Below are 17,031 nucleotides of genomic sequence, written 5' to 3'. Positions count from 1 at the left end.
AACCTTCCTGTGGTTATGGGAATCGTAGGATGGGTAGAGCGGAGCGAAACCCATCATTCACGCCGCTTGCACCATCGCGATGGGTTTCGCTTCGCTCTACCCATCCTACGGGACTGCACCGTCAGGCGCGCATCGCCTGCAGGCCCTTGAAGGTCAGGCGCTTGGGGTCCTTGATGCCGGCGAGGTAGAGGCGGCGGATGAAGGCAACGGCGGCGTCGCGGTCGCAATCGGTCAGCGCCACGAGGGCATCGACGGCAATTCGCTGGGCGTCCATGGGCTTCCTCTTGCTATCAGCAGCCACAGGCCGTGCAGCGTAGGGCATCTCGGTTAATCCGGCGTTAACCGTCGCGGCAGAATGGCTGATTCGGCAGGAAGCCCGAATCCGCAAAACTACCCATGGGACGTTAAGGCGCAGGTTTCGCGAGAACAGCGAGGATTGTCACGAATACTGCATCACGCCGTCATCCACCTTCCCATAGCGCAGGGAGACGATGTCGAGCGCATAGTTCTGGTAGAGCCGCCACGGCCGCTTCGAGCCCTGCTTGGGCAGTTTGGCGATCGAGCGCTGGACATAGCCGGATGAGAAATCCAGCGCCGGCAGCGCCTCGATCGAGGGATCGAGATTGTGCGCCACGCATTGCCTGAAGCCGTGCCGGTCCATGTAGTTGATCAGACGGCAGGCATATTCGCAGGTGAGGTCGCATTTCAGCGTCCAGGACGCGTTAGTGTAGCCGAGCGTCGCAGCGAGGTTCGGCACATCCGAATACATCATGCCCTTGTAGCTCAGCGTATTCGCGAAATCGACCTTGCGGCCGTCGACGCTGACCTCGACGCCGCCGAGCACCTGCAGGATCAGGCCGGTGGCGGTGATGATGATATGGGCCGGAAGCTCGCTGCCGTCCTCTAGGCGAATCCCGTTCCTGGTGAAGGTGTCGATCCGGCTGGTGACGACGGAGGCGCGCTTCTCGCGGATCGACTTGAACAGGTCGCCGTCAGGCACGAGGCAGAGCCGCTGCTCCCAGGGATTGTAGCGCGGCGTGAAATGCGTGCCGATGTCGTAATCCGGACCGAGCGCCATCTTGATGCCGCCGAGGATGAGCTCTTTGGCGCGCTCCGGCTTGCGGCGGCAGAGCTGGAAGAAATACATGCCGAGCAGCACGTTGCGCCAGCGGATCAGATGATAGGCGAGCTTGGCCGAGAGATTGCGCCTGAGCTTGTTGGCGAGCGCATCCTCCGCCGGACGCGCCACCACATAAGTCGGCGAGCGCTGCAGCATGGTGACATGCGCGGCCGTCTTGGCGAGCTCCGGCACCAGCGTCACCGCGGTTGCCCCCGAGCCAATCACGACGACGCGCTTGCCGGCATAGTCGAGATGCTCGGGCCATTTCTGCGGATGAACGATCTGGCCCTCGAAGTCGGCGGCACCAGCAAATTCCGGCGTGTAGCCTTCCTCGTATTTGTAATAGCCCGAGCACATGAAGAGGAAATTGCAGGTGAAGCGCACGATCTCGGCCGCGCCCTCGCCTGCCCTGCGCTCCGCCTCGACGGTCCAGCGCACCTGTTCGGACGACCACGAGACGCGCTTGACGCGATGGTTGAAGCGGATCTTGCGGTCGATCCCGTTCTGCGCCGCGGTCTCCCGCACATAGTTCAGGATCCGCGGCCCGTCGGCGATCGCCTTCGGTTCGGTCCAGGGGCGGAACGAGTAGCCGAGCGTGTACATGTCGCTGTCGGAGCGGATGCCGGGATAGCGGAACATATCCCAGGTGCCGCCGATGCAGTCGCGGCCCTCGAGGATGACGTAGCTTTTGGTCGGGCACTTCTGCTGCAGGTGATAGCCCGCGCCGATGCCGGACAGCCCGGCACCGACGATCAGAACATCGAAATGCTCCATTGCCTCGGTCATGACGTTCTCCCTGCCGAAGTATTGAGCAGGCGGGAACCAATTTGCAACTCGCTTCGGTTGACAGCGGCAAAGAAAAAGGCCCCGGACTGCGCCGGGGCCTTCCAATGTCTCGCTGAGGAGAACTGGGGGTCAGTAGCGGTAGTGATCCGACTTGTACGGCCCTTCCGTCTTGACGCCGATATAGTCGGCCTGGTCCTTGCGCAGTTCGGTCAGCTTGACGCCGATCTTGGCGAGGTGCAGGCGGGCGACCTTCTCGTCCAGCGATTTCGGCAGCACGTAGACCTTCTTCTCGTACTTGCCGTCCTTGTTGTTGGCGAACAGCTCGATCTGCGCCAGCGTCTGGTTGGTGAAGGAGGCCGACATCACGAAGGACGGATGGCCCATGGCGTTGCCGAGGTTCACCAGGCGGCCTTCTGACAGCAGGATGATGCGGTGCTTGTCGGCGAATTCGATCTCGTCGACCTGCGGCTTGATGTTGGTCCATTTCAGATTGCGCAGGGACGCGATCTGGATCTCGTTGTCGAAGTGGCCGATGTTGCAGACGATGGCGCGATCCTTCATCGCGCGCATGTGCTCGATGGTGATGATGTCCTTGTTGCCGGTGGCGGTGACGAAGATGTCGGCGCGCGGCGCGGCATCTTCCATGGTCACGACCTCATAGCCTTCCATCGCCGCCTGCAGCGCGCAGATCGGATCGACCTCGGAGACCATCACGCGGCAGCCGGCCTGGCGCAGCGACGCGGCCGAGCCCTTGCCGACGTCGCCGAAGCCCGCGACCATCGCGACCTTGCCCGACAGCATCACGTCGGTGCCGCGGCGGATGCCGTCGACCAAGGACTCCCGGCAGCCATAGAGGTTGTCGAACTTCGACTTGGTGACACTGTCGTTGACGTTGATGGCGGGGAACAGCAGCGTGCCCTTGTTCGCCATCTCATAGAGGCGGTGCACGCCCGTCGTCGTCTCCTCGGAGACGCCCTTGATGTTCTTGGCGATCTCGGCGAACCAGCCCTTCGGCTTCTCCTTCAGCAGCCGCTTGATCAGCGCGTAGAAGATCTCCTCTTCCTCAGAGGCGGGCTTGTCGAGGAACGCAGTGTCGCCCTGCTCGGCGCGGTAGCCGGCATGCACCAGCATGGTGGCGTCGCCGCCGTCGTCGAGGATCATGTTGGGCGTGCCGCCGCCGTGCCAGTCGAACAGCTTGGCGGTGTAGTCCCAGTACTCGGTGAGCGTCTCGCCCTTCACCGCGAACACCGGAATGCCAGCCGCAGCGATCGCCGCCGCGGCGTGGTCCTGGGTCGAATAGATGTTGCAGGAGACCCAGCGGATGTCGGCGCCGAGCGCGGCGAGCGTCTCGATCAGGACTGCGGTCTGGATCGTCATGTGCAGGGAGCCGGCGATACGCGCGCCCTTCAGGGGCTGCTTGGGCCCGAACTCCTCGCGTGTCGCCATCAGGCCGGGCATCTCGGTTTCTGCGAGCGAGATTTCCTTGCGGCCGAAGTCGGCGAGCGAGATGTCCTTGACGATGTAGTCGGTGAAGGCAGGCTTCTTGGCGGCGGCGGTCATGCGATTGATCCCTCAAAAAGCGTATTCCGAAAAGCGGTCTCAGCTTTCCGGAATACGCGACACGGTTACGGACAACAATTACGGAGAAAGTCAGACTGCGCGCTTGAGCGGCTCGACGAGATCGGTCTTCTCCCAGGAGAAGCCGCCCTCATTGTCGGGCGTGCGGCCGAAATGGCCGTAAGCCGAGGTCCGCGCGTAGATCGGACGGTTGAGGTCGAGATGGCTGCGGATGCCGCGCGGGGTCAGGTCCATCGCCTGCGCCACCGCCTTCTCGAGTCTGTCCTCCGGCACCTTACCTGTGCCATGAGTGTCGATGTAGATCGACAGCGGCCGCGCCACGCCGATCGCGTAAGCGAGCTGCAGCGTGCAGCGGTCGGCGAGACCGGCCGCGACGATGTTCTTGGCCACATAGCGCGCGGCATAGGCGGCCGAGCGGTCGACCTTGGTCGGGTCCTTGCCGGAGAAAGCGCCGCCGCCATGCGGGGCCGCGCCGCCATAGGTGTCGACGATGATCTTGCGGCCGGTGAGGCCGGAATCGCCGTCGGGCCCGCCGATGAAGAACTTGCCGGTCGGGTTGATGTGCCAGATGGTCTTGCCGTTGATCCAGTCCTTCGGCAACGCCTCGCGCACATAGGGCTCGACGATGTCGCGAACCTGAGTGGAGGAGAGGTCCTCGACCAGATGCTGGTGCGAGACCACGATCTCACGCACGCCGACCGGCTTGCCGTTCTCGTACTGCACGGTCACCTGGCTCTTGGAGTCCGGCCCCAGGACCTTCTCGCGGCCCGAGTGGCGCGCTTCGGAAATCAGCCGCAGGATCTTGTGGGCGTAGAAGATCGGCGCCGGCATCAGGTCAGGCGTCTCATTGGTGGCGTAACCGAACATGATGCCCTGGTCGCCCGCGCCCTCTTCCTTCTTCTCGCCCGGCTGCAGCGCGTCGACGCCCTGTGCGATATCGGCCGACTGCGGATGCAAGAGGATCTCGATGTCGCAGGTCTTCCAGTGGAAGCCTTCCTGCTCGTAGCCGATGTCCTTGATCGCCTCGCGGACAGTGCTTTCGATCTGGTCGTTGGTCACCGACTGCGGCCCGCGGGTTTCGCCGGCGATCACCACCTTGTTGGTGGTGGCGAGCGTTTCGCAGGCAGCGCGGATCTGCCACGGGTCGATCCCGGCTTTCGGGCCTTCCCGGTAGAACAGGTCAACGATCTCGTCGGAAATCCGGTCGCAGACCTTGTCGGGATGACCCTCCGAGACCGACTCGCTGGTGAACAGGTAAGACGCGCGCATCTAGCAAACCCCTTTTTTCGTCGAGCTCCGACGTTCGTTCCTGAATGTGTCCCTGGAATGTCAGTCTCTACGACGCGAGATGACGTAGGATTCGTCGTAAAACCACAGCCCATTGTGCTTGCGCAGCACTTCGCGGGTAGCCTCCAGAGTTCGGCCGCTTTCCGTCATCTCGGTCAACCGGTCATCCTCGATCTGGGCGACATACACTGCCGCGTTCCACGCTGCAAAAGCCGTCGAGGTTCCGATCGACCCGGTGACCTCGTTCGGCAAGGCTTCCATATCATAACGGAAGATCGAACGGTTATCGGCGTAAGCGTTAAAGTTAAGGTCGCGCCCGGCCGATCCGAGTTCGTACTTGACCGCGCGCAATATCTCATGGCGGCTGACGGCGAAAGGATTTTCTCCGGGCCACACTGCCTGAATAATTTCCAGGCCCGGATCGTGGCCATGGGAGTGGATACCGATCAAGCGCCCACCGGCGCGCAAGGCCCGCGCCAGCGGCGCGATGATGCGCTTGGCGCGGAAATTCACAGACGATTTTGCCCGGTATGGCTGGGATGCGATGACGAGGTCGAAATTGGCCTCGGTCTTGCCGGCCCGCGGGATGATCGAATCGAGCAGGAACCTTTGGTCCTCCCGATAGAGCGCCAAAACCACCGGGCGCTCATAGATGGGCATCCCGGATCGTGGGCTGACGCTAGCCCGCCAATTCTGCTCAAGAAATGGGCCGAGTTCCGCGATCTGGGCCTCGAATTCGCCCGACGACGCCCCCCGTAACGCCACTTCGTGCCAGAGCGTACCGGCGGCTGCCGCAGGCGATTTCGGGGTCAGCCAGGGCGCCTCGGCGTAATACATGTTGGTCAGCACGAAGACGGTAGCGGGATGCTCGAACAGCCGGTCTGGCACCTTTTCGAGGGTCAGCCGGACGTCCTCCAGGCTCAATTCCTTGCCGGCGACGTAGAACGGCATATGCGGGAAGCGGCTATGCATGGAGCGCAGAACTCGCGCCAGCACGGTACCGTCGCCGATGCCTGCGTCGAATACCCGCAGCGCCGGCGGCCGGGGATGGAGGGCGGACAGTTCCAGCGCGACACGCTGCGCGATCACCCGCTTCTCGCCGCAGGTGTGGACAAACAGCAGGTATCTCTGCCGGTTCTCGAAAAAGCGGAAGTTTTGCCGCGGATCGCGCTTTTCGGGCGGCACCACCAGGCCGCGCGGCGGCGCCACCCCGCCGGGCGTGGAGGTGGCGATGAAGGCCTGGATACGGTCCAGCGTATCGATGGTGATCCGCTTACCCTCCCGCAGCCGGTGCACCAGCTTGCCGTCATTCACGGCGCGGCGGCCGAACGTCGTCTCGGCCATATCCGCCCGGCGGCAGAAGTCGGTGATCTGGCTGAGGATCTCGTCGTTCTTCATTGGGCCAGGACGGTGGGACCGCTGTGGGCAGGGGTGGGCGAGGAAGTACCCCTATCACCATCTGCCCACTTCTTGAAGCCCTCTCCTCTCCGCAATCAAAACGGGTATAAATGAAGGATACTACTGATCACCGCGCGCGGCGACTCGTCGGCCGCAGCCCACGAGCGAAGGCGGAAGCAACCCATCTTCGCGCTTATGTGGAGATGGATTGCTTCGTCGCAGAGCCTGTCATCGGCCCCGCCAGAGGCGGGACCCGTCGGCTCCTCACAATGATGAAGTGGCGCTACCTGCCCCACACCTCTTCTGCGACTTCCACCGCGAGCCTGAGCTTCGCCCACTGCTCTTCTTCGGAAAGGATGTTGCCCTCCTCGGTCGAGGCGAAGCCGCATTGCGGCGAGAGCGCGAGCTGGTCGAGCGGCGCGAATTTCGAAGCTTCCTCCAGCCGTCGCTTGATGGCGTCCTTCGTCTCGAGCTCACCGAATTTCGAGGTGATGACGCCGACCACGACGACCTTGTTGCCCTTCGGCAAATAGCGCAGCGGCTCGAAGCCGCCCGCACGGTCAGAATCATATTCGAGGAAATAGCCGTCGTAGTTGGTGCCGCCGAGCAGCGTTTGCGCCACCGGCTCGTAGCCGCCGGACGAAATCCAGGTAGAGCGGAAATTACCGCGGCAGACATGGGTCGTGATCATCATGTCGGACGGACGGTCCGCGATCGCGTAATTGATGACGCGGGCGTAGATCTCCTGCAGGCCATCGGGATTGTCACCGCGCTCGCGCGCCTTCTGCAATTCGTCCTGCGAGCAGAGATAGGCCCATACCGTGTCATCGAACTGCAGATAGCGGCAGCCGGCGTCGTAAAACGCCTTCACGGCCTTGCGGTAGGTCTTGCCGAGGTCCTCGAAGAACGGCTCAAGCTCGGGATAGACCTCCTTCGAGATCAGCTTGCGGCCACCGCGGAAGTGCAGCACCGACGGCGCCGGGATCGTCATCTTCGCAGTGACGTGAGCCTGGTCGGCGTATTTCTTCAGAAACCTGAAGTGATCGAGCATCGGGTGGTTGTCGGGGAAATCCAATTTGTCGATCACGCGGATCGCGTCATGACGCGTCTGCACGCCCGCGAACTGGATGCCGGCGTCCGGGTGGAACAGTTCGCAGCCGGTTAGCTTGGCGAGAAAATCGAAGTGCCACCAGGAGCGGCGGAATTCACCGTCGGTCGCGAGCTTCAGGCCAGTGGAGGCCTGGCGGTGTACGACCTTCTCGATCTCGATGTCCTCGATCTTGCGCAGATCCTCGGGCGTGATCTCGCCCTTTTCAAGCTTGGCGCGGGCCTCCTTGATCTTCGGTGGCCGCAGCAGGCTGCCGACCTCGTCGGCGCGGAAAGGAGGTTTTGTTCGTTGCATGGTTTCGACTCCCTAGGGACGGAACTAATGCGCTTTGGCGCCGGAGACCCCAAGATGCCGCTCGAGCACCGTGGGATCGGCCTTCAAGGCATCGCTTGCCGCATCGTGCACGATTGTGCCGCGTTCCAATATCACGACGCGGTCGGCGAGCCCCAGAACCTTTTGCGCGTGCTGTTCTACGATGATCGAGCAGATACCACCAGAGCGGGTGATCGTGCCGAGCGCCTTCAGCAATTCCTCAACGATGATCGGCGCCAGCCCTTCCATCGGCTCGTCGAGCAGCAGCACCTTCGGATTCAGCGTCAGCGCACGCCCGATCGCCAGCATCTGCTGCTCGCCACCGGAGAGCTGGTTGCCGAAATTGTTGCGGCGTTCTTCGAGCCGCGGAAACATCCGGTAGATTTGCTCGACTGTCCACGGTCCCGGCTGGGCCACTGCGGTCATGTTCTCCTCGACCGTGAGGGAGCGAAAGATATTGCGTTCCTGCGGTACCCAGCCGACGCCAGCGCGGGCCCGCTGGTCTGGGCGCAATGCCGTGATGTCCTGCCCACCCAACGACACGGTGCCGCCGAAACGGCGGGTGACGCCGACGATGGAATTGATCAGCGTGGTCTTGCCGGTGCCGTTGCGCCCGAGCAGCGCCAGCACCTGGCCTTCGGGGAGCGACAGTGTCATGCCCGGCAGCACCACCGCCTCGCCATAACCGGCACGCAGGCCCTCGATCGCGAGCAGGTCAGGCATTGGCTGCCTCGCCGAGATAGACCGCCTTCACCTGCGGATCGCGCGCTACGGCATCCGGCGGACCTTCGGTCAATAGCGCACCATTGACCAGCACCGAGATGCGGTCGGCGAAGGAGAATACGAGATCCATGTCGTGCTCGATCAGGAGCACGGTCACCTCGCGCGGCAGCGCCGCGACTGCGGCCAGGATGTCGTGGCGCTCGATTTCGGGTACGCCGGCCGCCGGCTCGTCGAGCAGCAGCACGCGGGGTCTGGCGGCGATCGCGACCGCGATCTCGAGCAGGCGCTGCTTGCCATAGGGCAAAGTGACGGTGAGCTCGTTCATGACGTCGAGCAAATGAAACCGCGCGAGGATCTCGGCGGTCTCGGCATTGACGTCTGCCCGCGTCCCCATCCGCCGCCACCAGTCGCCACCGCGGCCCATCCGTTCGGAGACCGCGAGCCCAATGGTCTCGAGCGGCGTGAGATCGGGATAGAGCTGATTGATCTGGAACGTACGCGACAGGCCGCGCAGCACGCGCCTGTGCACCGGCAGGCTGGTGATGTCGTTGCCTTCGAGCAGGATGCGGCCGGCATTGGGCCGCAGCACCCCGGTGAGCAGGTTGATCACCGTGGTCTTGCCGGCCCCGTTCGGCCCGATCAAAGCGTGGCAGGCGCCCTGCTCGATCCGAAGCGAAAGCTCGCGCGTGACACGCAAGCCGCCGAAGGATTTATCCAATCCCCTGGTTTCCAGCGCGATCGTCATGACGGGTCGCTCTCAGGGACCACGACAACGGCCCGGCGGCCGGCAAATTGCCGGATGATGAGGTTCGGCAGCCAAAGCACCCAGCGATGGATGCGGGCGCGGCCGACCAGAACGATCACGACCAGCACCAGCCCGATCCAGAACAGCCAATATTGCGGCGTGATAGTCGAAAACAGCTCCTGCAGCATCTTGAACACGACGGCACCGATCAGCCCGCCATAGAGATAGCCGGTTCCGCCGATGACAAGCATCAGCATTAAATCAGCCGAACGCTCGAACGAGAACACGTCGAGCGAGGCGAGCGCCGTCGTCTGTGTGAACAGCGCGCCGGCGATGCCGGCATAGAACGCCGAGACGGTGTAGATCGCGATCAATCGGCGATTGACGGGAATACCGATCGCGGCGGCGCGCAGCGGGTTGTTCCGGATCGCGCGCAGCGACAGCCCGAACGGCGAATGTACGATCCGCCGGGCAAGCACGAACAGGAGGAACAGCACGATCAGCGAATAGAAGAAGCCGGTCTTGCCGAAGATGTCGAAGGCGAAGTGGCCGAGAATCGGCTGCATCTCGATGCCCTGCAATCCGTCGGTGCCGCCGGTGATATCGGAGAAGCGTTCGGCGAGCGCTTCCAGGAGCAGCGCGATGCCGAGCGTCACCATCAGCCGGGTCAGATCGACGCCGCGGATGACAAGGAAGCTCGTGAAGAAGCCCAGTACCATCGCAGCAAAACCTGCGACCACGAGCGCAAGCACAGGCTCGCTGATGATGCCATGCAGCGCCAGCAGCCCTGCGGCATAGGCGCCGACGCCGAAGAACGCGGCATGCCCGAGCGAGACGATGCCGGCATAGCCGAGGATCAGGTCGAGCGACAGCGCGAACAAAGCGAGCCGCACGATGTCGGTCATGATCAGGTAGCGGGATGGAAACAGGAAGCCACAGGCGACGACCACGATCCAGAACGCAATCTCGCCCGGCCGCCAGCGGGCACTGGCAACCGCATGCGTGGAGACGTCGGGAAGCGTGGTCATCGCGCCCTCAACGCGCGGCCGTGCGGCCGAACAGGCCGTTCGGACGCCAGATCAGGATCACGATCATGATGGTGTAGATCACGAAGGGGCCCATCTTCGGGACATAATACTTGCCGGCGACATCGCCGATGCCGAGCAAGAGCGAGGCCAGGAACGGCCCGGTAATGGAGGAGGAGCCGCCCACCGTCACCACGATCAGAAAGTAGATCATGAATTTGAGCGGGAAATACGGATCGAGACCGAGGATCTCCGCGCTCAACGCGCCGCCGAGCCCGGCCAGCCCACAACCGAAGGCGAAGGTGAAAGCGAACACCTGCGGCACATTGATGCCGAGCCCGATCGCGGCGCGGGGATCATCGACCGCTGCGCGCAGGCGGCTGCCGAAGCGCGTGCGCGCCAGGATCAATTGCAGCGCGACCGTGAGGAAACCGCAGATCACGATGATCATCAGCCGGTAGCGGCCGATGCCGACCCCGAACAAATCGAACTGCCCCTCGAGGGCCGCGGGCAGTTTGATGAAGACCCGCGACGACCCCATGATGTAGTCGACCGCCGCGACCGACATAAAAACGAGGCCGATGGAAAACAGCACCTGGTCGAGATGGCTGCGCGCATAGAGATGACGGTACAGCGCTCGCTCCAGGACCACGCCAATCGCAGCACTCGCGACGAAGGCGAGCGGCAGCGCCACAAGGAACGGCCAGCCGGAATTGTTCACCAGCACCGCGCAGATGTAGCCGCCGGCCATCGCGAAGGCGCCGTGCGCGAGGTTGACGAAGTTCATCAGCCCGAGCGTCACCGCGAGCCCGCAGGCGAGCACGAACAGCAGCATGCCGTAGGCGACGCCGTCGAACAGGATGGTGAAGAGACTGGTCATTGGAGGTCGGAGAACTCTAACAGGAACTCGTCATTCCGGGGCACGCGAAGCGTGAACCCGGAATCTTGCTCAGTAACCTCGGGATTCCGGGTTCGCTGGCTTCGCCAGCGCCCCGGAATGACAGCGGGGAGCGTCACTTCTTGGTCTTGCCGGGGTCCTTCACCGCCTCGAAGGTGGCGAATTCCACGTTGTAGAGTTCGCCGTCAACCTTCTCGACTTTGCGGATGTAGATGTTCTGCACGATGTCGCGCGTCTCGGGGTCGATGGAGATCGGGCCGCGCGAGCTCTCCCACTTCATCCCCTTCATCGCCGCAATCAGCTTGTCGCCGCTAGCATCGCCGCCGGTCTTCTTCAGGGCTTCATAGATCAGATGGATTCCATCATAGCCGCCCACCGCCATGAAGCCGGGACGGTTGTTGAACGCCTTCTTGTAGGCGGCCACGAATTCCTTGTTGGTCTGCGAGGGATGCGCGGCGGAATAGAGATGCGCGGTGACCGCGCCGAGCGCGGCGTCGCCCATGTTGTTGAGGAGATCGTCGTCCATGACGTCACCTGGGCCGATCACCGTGATGCCGCTCTTGTCCAGCCCGCGCTCGGCATATTGCTTCATGAAATTGCCGCCCTGCCCGGCCGGCACGAACACGAACATGGCGTCCGGCTTGGAATCCTTCATCCGTTGCAGGAATGGCGCGAAGTCGGGATTGGCGAGCGGCACCTTCACCTCTTCGACGATCTCGCCGCCGCCGGCCACGAAATGCTCCTTGAAGGAAGCGAGCGCGTCATTGCCGGGCGCGTAATCCGAGGTCAGGGTCGCCACCTTCTTGATGCCGTTCTTGACCGCCCAGTCGCCGATGATGGTGGAAGACTGCGGCAGCGTGAAGCTGGTGCGGACGATATAGGGCGAGCGCTCGGTGATGATGGAGGTGCCGGCCGCCATCACGATTTCCGGAACTTTCGCCTGCGTCGCCAGGGGCGCCGCAGCGAGCGCGGCCGGGGTGACGCCGAAACCGGCAATGATGTTCACTTTCTCGTTGACGATCAGCTCCTGGGCGAGCCGCTTGGTGTTGTCGGGAACCGCGGCGTCGTCCCTCAGGATGATCTCGATCTTCTTGCCAGCGACCGTGTCCCCCTTCTGCTGCATATAGAGCTTGATCGCGTTGTCGATCTGCTTGCCGGTCGAGGCCTGTCCGCCGGTCATCGGCACGATCAGGCCGATCTTGACCGTTTCCTCCGCCTGGGCGGGCACGACTGCCGCTGCGGCGGCAATGGCGCCTGCAGCCAGCAACAATTGACGGCGAATGAACATGAACGCTTCTCCCCCTCATCGTTCTTGCGGATCGAACGGCCCTTGCCTCACCATAGCCCAGATTGTTCGGCGGTGTAGCGCGGCGAAAGGCGTTGTCCGGCACCGGTTTGTCAAGCCAACGTAAGGATGGTGCCGGCGCAATGACCGCCAGGAGCTGCCGATAGCTTAAGGTTCTATAATACCTCCAACAAGACCTGATAAGGCTATCTTACCATTTCGAAACTAGGGTCCGCTGACCCGCGCCAACGGTTGGCGCAGTTCGGTCCAAATCTTCAAGCCCACGACACCCTGCATTGCGATGCCAACCAGCGCCCGCCCTCTCGCAACCCTCTTAGCCCTGACTCTGACAGGCTGCGCCTTGGGAGGATGCGGTACCGTCAACGAGAAGCTGTCTGCCGGCGCCGCGGACCTCATTCCGGCCTGGGCGGGCGGGCTGCCCGCCGACGCCCCACCCCGGCCCGGCACCGCCAAATATGACGAATTCATGCGCGAGCGGGAACGCAAGCGGATGATGCCGGCTGCCGAGCGCGGCGACGATAACAAGCCGGCACCGACCTCGCAGGACACCGCTCATTGAGGACGGGCGAGCGCCACTCCGCTCAGTCGACGAACACCACCGTCTTGCGTCCGTTGGGGATCACGCGGTCCTCGAGATGGTAGCGGATCGCGCGGGCCAGCACCCGGCGCTCGATATCCCGGCCCTTGCGGACGAGGTCGTCGGGCGTATCGCGGTGGCTGATGCGCTCGACGTCCTGGTCGATGATCGGCCCTTCGTCGAGGTCACCGGTGACGTAATGGGCAGTGGCGCCGATCAATTTGACGCCGCGCTCATGGGCCTGGTGGTAGGGGCGCGCGCCCTTGAAGCCCGGCAGGAACGAATGGTGGATATTCATGCAACGGCCCGCGAGCTTGGCCGACAGTTCGTCCGACAGGATCTGCATGTAGCGTGCGAGCACGACGAGGTCGGCGCTCGTGTCCTCGGCGAGCTTCCAGAGCGCGGCTTCCTGCTCGCGTTTGGTCTCCCTGGTCACAGGCAGGTAGTGGAACGGGATTTCACCGAAATCGAGATGGCTGTAGGTCTCGCGCGGATGGTTGGAGACGATCGCGGTCGGGATCATCTGCAATTCGCCGGTGCGCCAGCGATAGAGGATATCGACCAGGCAGTGATCGGATTTGGAGACTAGCAGCATCACACGGCGGCGACTTGCGCGGTCGCGCATCTGCCAAACCATGCCGAAACGCTCGGCGATTGCGGTAAAGCCGGTCTGCAGCGCCGACAATTCGACCGCGAGGTCGGCGGCGGTGAACACCACCCGCATGAAGAATTTCTTGGTTTCGATATCGTCGAACTGCTGGGCGTCCAGGATGTTCTGACCATTATGCGCGAGAAAGGTCGAGACCGCCGAGACGATACCGGGACGGTCGGGGCAGGACAGAGTCAGGACAAATTGGGGGTCGGACATGGCGATGGATCGAGACTTGGCCGATGAGGGCTTGATTGACTAAGGCTTGGGCTGCCGCAGGAACGGCTGATTTGCGGGCCCTGCTCTACCACCGCCGTCGCCCTTGCGCCAATCCCGCGGCAGGGGCCAAATTAAACTCTACGAGAGGCACATCATGGCTGACCGGCTGAACGGCTACCGCATCCTGATCCTGGAGACGCGCGAGGAGGCGCAATTCTCCCGCCTGCTCGCCGAACAGGGCGCCGACGTGCTGCAATGTCCGATGTTCGCGATCCACGATGCGCCGGATCCGGCGCCGATCGAGGCCTGGATCAAGCGTTGTATCGAAAACCCCTTCGACGATCTGGTGCTGATGACCGGCGAGGGCCTGCGGCGCTTGATGAAGGTCGTACGCCGCGTCGGCGTCGAGCAGGAGTTCATTGCAGCGCTGACCAAGGCCCGCAAATTCGCCCGTGGCCCAAAGCCCGGCCGTGCGTTGCGCGAAATCGGGCTCGAGCCGCAGGTGACGACGGAGAAACCGACCTCGGAGGGCGTCATCGAGATACTGTCCCGGATCGATCTGAAGGGCCATCGCCTCGGCCTCCAGCTCTATCCAGACAAGGATCATGGCGCATTGATCGGCGCGATCGAGGCCCAGGGCGCGGAGGTCGATACCGTGCTGCCCTATGTCTACGATCCCAAGGCGGCCGACGCCAACATCGTCGTCGCCATCGACGAGATGGCGGAGGGCCGGATCGATGCGATCGCGTTGACCAACCTGGGCCAGGTGCGCCGGCTGTTCGAAGCCGCGCGGGCGCGCGGCTATGAGGACAGGCTGCGTCAGGGCCTTGACCGGACCTCGATCGCCTCGGTGGGGCCGGCGGTCTCCGGCGAGCTCGCCTCGCACGGCCTGCGCACCGATATCGCGCCGCCGAACGACGCTTACTTCATGAAGCCGCTGATCTCGGCGATGGCGGTGGCACTGGCGAAGCAGCCACCACGGATGGGGGCGAAATAACCAACTCGTCATGCCCCGCGCAGGCGGGGCATCCAGTATCCGGCAGCTTCTCGGCTTGAGCGCTGCCGCCTCTGGAATACTGGATCGTCCGCCTTCGCGGACGATGACGGTAGAGGTTGTGGCATAGCAACGCCACTGGCCGATTTTGTTCGCAGAGAACTATTCCGCCGCCTGCTGGGTCTCGCTGAGATAAGCCTGATAGGCGAGCCCGATGCCGTCTTCCAGCGATGTCTTCGCTTGCCAGCCAAGCGCGGCTAGCCGGCTGACGTCCAGCAATTTGCGCGGCGTGCCGTCCGGCCGCGAGGTGTCATAGCTGATCTCGCCGTTATAGCCGACCGCCGCCGCAACGACGCGGGCGAATTCCGCGATCGTGATGTCCTTGCCGGTGCCGATATTGACCAGGCCGCTGTCGGAATAGACCTTCATCAAGTGGATGCAGGCGTCGGCGAGATCGTCGACATAGAGGAATTCGCGCCGCGGCGTGCCGGTGCCCCAGACCACGACATTCTTCGTCCCGGACGCTTTCGCCTCATGGAAACGGCGGATCAAGGCCGCGACGACGTGGCTGTATTCGGGGTGATAATTATCACCGCGACCATAAAGATTGGTCGGCATCACGCTGATGAAATCCGCGCCGTACTGGCTGCGATAGGTTTCCGCCATCTTGATGCCCGCGATCTTGGCAATCGCGTAGGGCTCATTGGTCGGCTCCAGCGGCCCGGTCAGCATCGAGTCCTCGCGCAGCGGCTGTGGCGCCAGGCGAGGATAGATGCAGGAGGAGCCGAAGAACATCAGCTTCTCGGTTCCGTTGACGTGAGCCGCATGGATCACGTTGGTCGCGATCGCAGATTGTCGTAGAGGAACTCGGCGCGCAGCAGGTCGTTGGCGGCGATGCCACCGACTTTCGCCGCCGCCAGGAACACCACCTGCGGCCGCCTGGCGGCAAACCACCGGTTGACCGCGGCCTGGTCGCGCAGATCGACCTCGCCGCGCGGCATCGTCAGAAGCTCGACATCCTCCTGTGCAAGCCGTCGCACCAGCGACGAGCCGACCATGCCGCGATGGCCGGCGACAAAGACCGTCTTGCCTTTCAGCTCAAACGGCGTGCTTGCCATTGGCGGCCTCCTGCCTGGCCTCGGCGAGGTCGCTCGCCACCATCTCCTTCACGAGCTGGGCAAAGCTGGTCTTCGGCTTCCAGCCGAGCTTCTCGCGCGCCTTGCTGGCGTCGCCGATCAAGAGGTCGACCTCGGTCGGCCGGAAATAGGTCGGGTCGATACGGACCACGGTCTTGCCGGATTTTGTGTCGACCCCGATCTCGTCAACGCCCTTCCCGCGCCACTCGATTCCGCGGCCGATTTCGGCAAACGCGAGTTCCACGAATTCGCGCACCGAGCGCGTCTCGCCAGTCGCCAGCACGAAATCGTCAGGCGCATCCGCCTGCAGGATACTGTGCATGCCCTCGACATAATCCCGCGCATGACCCCAGTCGCGCTTGGCCTCGAGATTGCCGAGATAGAGCGTCTCCTCGAGTCCGACCTCGATGCGGGTGACGCCGCGGGTGATCTTGCGGGTGACGAAGGTCTCGCCGCGAATCGGGCTCTCATGGTTGAACAAGATGCCGTTCGAAGCATACATGCCGTAGGCCTCGCGGTAGTTCACCGTGATCCAGTAGCCGTAAAGCTTTGCCACGCCATACGGCGAACGCGGATAGAATGGCGTGGTTTCCCGCTGCGGCACTTCCTGAACCAGGCCGTAAAGCTCCGATGTCGAGGCCTGATAGAACCGCGTCTCCTTCTCCATGCCGAGGATGCGGATCGCCTCCAAGAGGCGCAGCACGCCGATGGCATCGGCATTCGCCGTATATTCCGGGCTTTCGAAACTGACCCCGACATGGCTTTGCGCGGCGAGGTTATAGATCTCGGTCGGCCTGATCTGCTGCATCAGCCGGATCAGGTTGGTCGAGTCCGTCATATCGCCATAATGCAGCAGGAACGGCACGTTGCCGACATGGGGATCCTGATAGAGATGATCGACGCGCGCCGTATTGAACGACGACGAGCGACGCTTGATGCCATGGACGGTGTAGCCAAGGCCGAGCAGATATTCAGCGAGGTAAGCGCCGTCCTGACCGGTGGCGCCCGTGATCAGCGCGACACGTCGCTTGGAGTCCTGAACCGCCATATCCTCTCCGAGGGCACGGAACTGCGCCGGGTTGCGAATGGCCCGGTCTGTAGCATCCGTCCTCCGCGAAGTCTAATGCCATAACCATTTGAAATCAGGCCGTTACGCTCAAGCTTTCGGGT

General features: G+C 63.1%; 15 protein-coding genes and 1 pseudogene. 2 read left to right on the top strand and 14 right to left on the bottom strand.

Annotated elements, in window-relative coordinates; all coding sequences use genetic code 11:
• Positions 1-121: 121 nt before the first annotated feature.
• The 11 genes from CWO89_RS45800 to CWO89_RS11140 all read right to left on the bottom strand — a co-directional run bounded on the left by CWO89_RS45800 (position 122) and on the right by CWO89_RS11140 (position 12,268).
• Positions 122-274, bottom strand: a complete 153-nt coding sequence (locus CWO89_RS45800) for a hypothetical protein (protein ID WP_165421099.1) — start codon at positions 272-274, stop codon at positions 122-124.
• Between the two features lie 165 nt (positions 275-439).
• A complete protein-coding gene (locus CWO89_RS11185) occupies positions 440-1,906 on the bottom strand; it encodes a flavin-containing monooxygenase (RefSeq protein WP_130578678.1) in 1,467 nt (488 codons plus the stop codon).
• Between the two features lie 129 nt (positions 1,907-2,035).
• Positions 2,036-3,466 carry an adenosylhomocysteinase gene (ahcY, locus tag CWO89_RS11180; RefSeq protein ID WP_130578677.1) on the bottom strand — a complete coding sequence of 477 codons (1,431 nt, stop codon included), beginning with the start codon at positions 3,464-3,466 and terminating at the stop codon, positions 2,036-2,038.
• 90 nt (positions 3,467-3,556) lie between these two features.
• Complete coding sequence (metK, locus tag CWO89_RS11175; protein ID WP_130578676.1) at positions 3,557-4,753, bottom strand: methionine adenosyltransferase; 1,197 nt, start codon at positions 4,751-4,753, stop codon at positions 3,557-3,559.
• 60 nt (positions 4,754-4,813) lie between these two features.
• Positions 4,814-6,169 (bottom strand): hypothetical protein, encoded by a 1,356-nt coding sequence (locus CWO89_RS11170; protein WP_130578675.1) that lies wholly within the window; start codon positions 6,167-6,169, stop codon positions 4,814-4,816.
• Between the two features lie 283 nt (positions 6,170-6,452).
• On the bottom strand, positions 6,453-7,571 hold the full coding sequence (locus tag CWO89_RS11165) for a cobalamin-independent methionine synthase II family protein (protein ID WP_130578674.1): 1,119 nt from the start codon (positions 7,569-7,571) through the stop codon (positions 6,453-6,455).
• A gap of 24 nt (positions 7,572-7,595) precedes the next feature.
• Positions 7,596-8,312 carry an ABC transporter ATP-binding protein gene (locus CWO89_RS11160; protein WP_130578673.1) on the bottom strand — a complete coding sequence of 239 codons (717 nt, stop codon included), beginning with the start codon at positions 8,310-8,312 and terminating at the stop codon, positions 7,596-7,598.
• A complete protein-coding gene (locus tag CWO89_RS11155) occupies positions 8,305-9,057 on the bottom strand; it encodes an ABC transporter ATP-binding protein (protein WP_130578672.1) in 753 nt (250 codons plus the stop codon). The genes CWO89_RS11160 and CWO89_RS11155 overlap by 8 nt, the downstream gene beginning before the upstream one ends.
• On the bottom strand, positions 9,054-10,085 hold the full coding sequence (locus tag CWO89_RS11150) for a branched-chain amino acid ABC transporter permease (protein WP_130578671.1): 1,032 nt from the start codon (positions 10,083-10,085) through the stop codon (positions 9,054-9,056). Before CWO89_RS11150 ends, CWO89_RS11155 begins: the two co-directional genes overlap by 4 nt.
• Positions 10,086-10,092: 7 nt before the next feature.
• Positions 10,093-10,962 carry a branched-chain amino acid ABC transporter permease gene (locus CWO89_RS11145; RefSeq protein ID WP_130578670.1) on the bottom strand — a complete coding sequence of 290 codons (870 nt, stop codon included), beginning with the start codon at positions 10,960-10,962 and terminating at the stop codon, positions 10,093-10,095.
• Positions 10,963-11,095: 133 nt separating this feature from the next.
• The gene (locus tag CWO89_RS11140) at positions 11,096-12,268 is read right to left on the bottom strand and encodes an ABC transporter substrate-binding protein (RefSeq protein ID WP_130578669.1); all 1,173 of its coding nucleotides are present in this window, start codon (positions 12,266-12,268) and stop codon (positions 11,096-11,098) included.
• Positions 12,269-12,566: 298 nt separating this feature from the next.
• On the opposite strand from CWO89_RS11140, the gene CWO89_RS11135 reads away from it, so the two are divergent.
• Positions 12,567-12,845 (top strand): hypothetical protein, encoded by a 279-nt coding sequence (locus CWO89_RS11135; RefSeq protein WP_130578668.1) that lies wholly within the window; start codon positions 12,567-12,569, stop codon positions 12,843-12,845.
• A 22-nt stretch (positions 12,846-12,867) separates the two neighbouring features.
• Here CWO89_RS11135 and purU read toward each other — a convergent pair whose 3' ends face one another.
• Positions 12,868-13,731, bottom strand: coding sequence for a formyltetrahydrofolate deformylase (purU, locus tag CWO89_RS11130; RefSeq protein ID WP_130578667.1), 864 nt, complete (start codon positions 13,729-13,731; stop codon positions 12,868-12,870).
• A 154-nt stretch (positions 13,732-13,885) separates the two neighbouring features.
• On the opposite strand from purU, the gene CWO89_RS11125 reads away from it, so the two are divergent.
• Positions 13,886-14,728, top strand: coding sequence for a uroporphyrinogen-III synthase (locus CWO89_RS11125; protein ID WP_130578666.1), 843 nt, complete (start codon positions 13,886-13,888; stop codon positions 14,726-14,728).
• A 159-nt stretch (positions 14,729-14,887) separates the two neighbouring features.
• Here CWO89_RS11125 and CWO89_RS11120 read toward each other — a convergent pair.
• Positions 14,888-15,843 (bottom strand): annotated as a pseudogene (locus tag CWO89_RS11120) (GDP-L-fucose synthase family protein).
• Positions 15,824-16,909 (bottom strand): GDP-mannose 4,6-dehydratase, encoded by a 1,086-nt coding sequence (gene gmd / locus CWO89_RS11115; protein ID WP_130578665.1) that lies wholly within the window; start codon positions 16,907-16,909, stop codon positions 15,824-15,826. Before gmd ends, CWO89_RS11120 begins: the two are co-directional and overlap by 20 nt.
• Between the last annotated feature and the right edge of the window lie 122 nt (positions 16,910-17,031).

This window comes from Bradyrhizobium sp. Leo170 (assembly GCF_004296405.1).
Classification (GTDB): Bacteria; Pseudomonadota; Alphaproteobacteria; order Rhizobiales; family Xanthobacteraceae; genus Bradyrhizobium.
The sequence above is the reverse complement of the archived record's forward strand: the minus strand, read 5'-3'. Positions and strand labels throughout refer to the sequence as shown.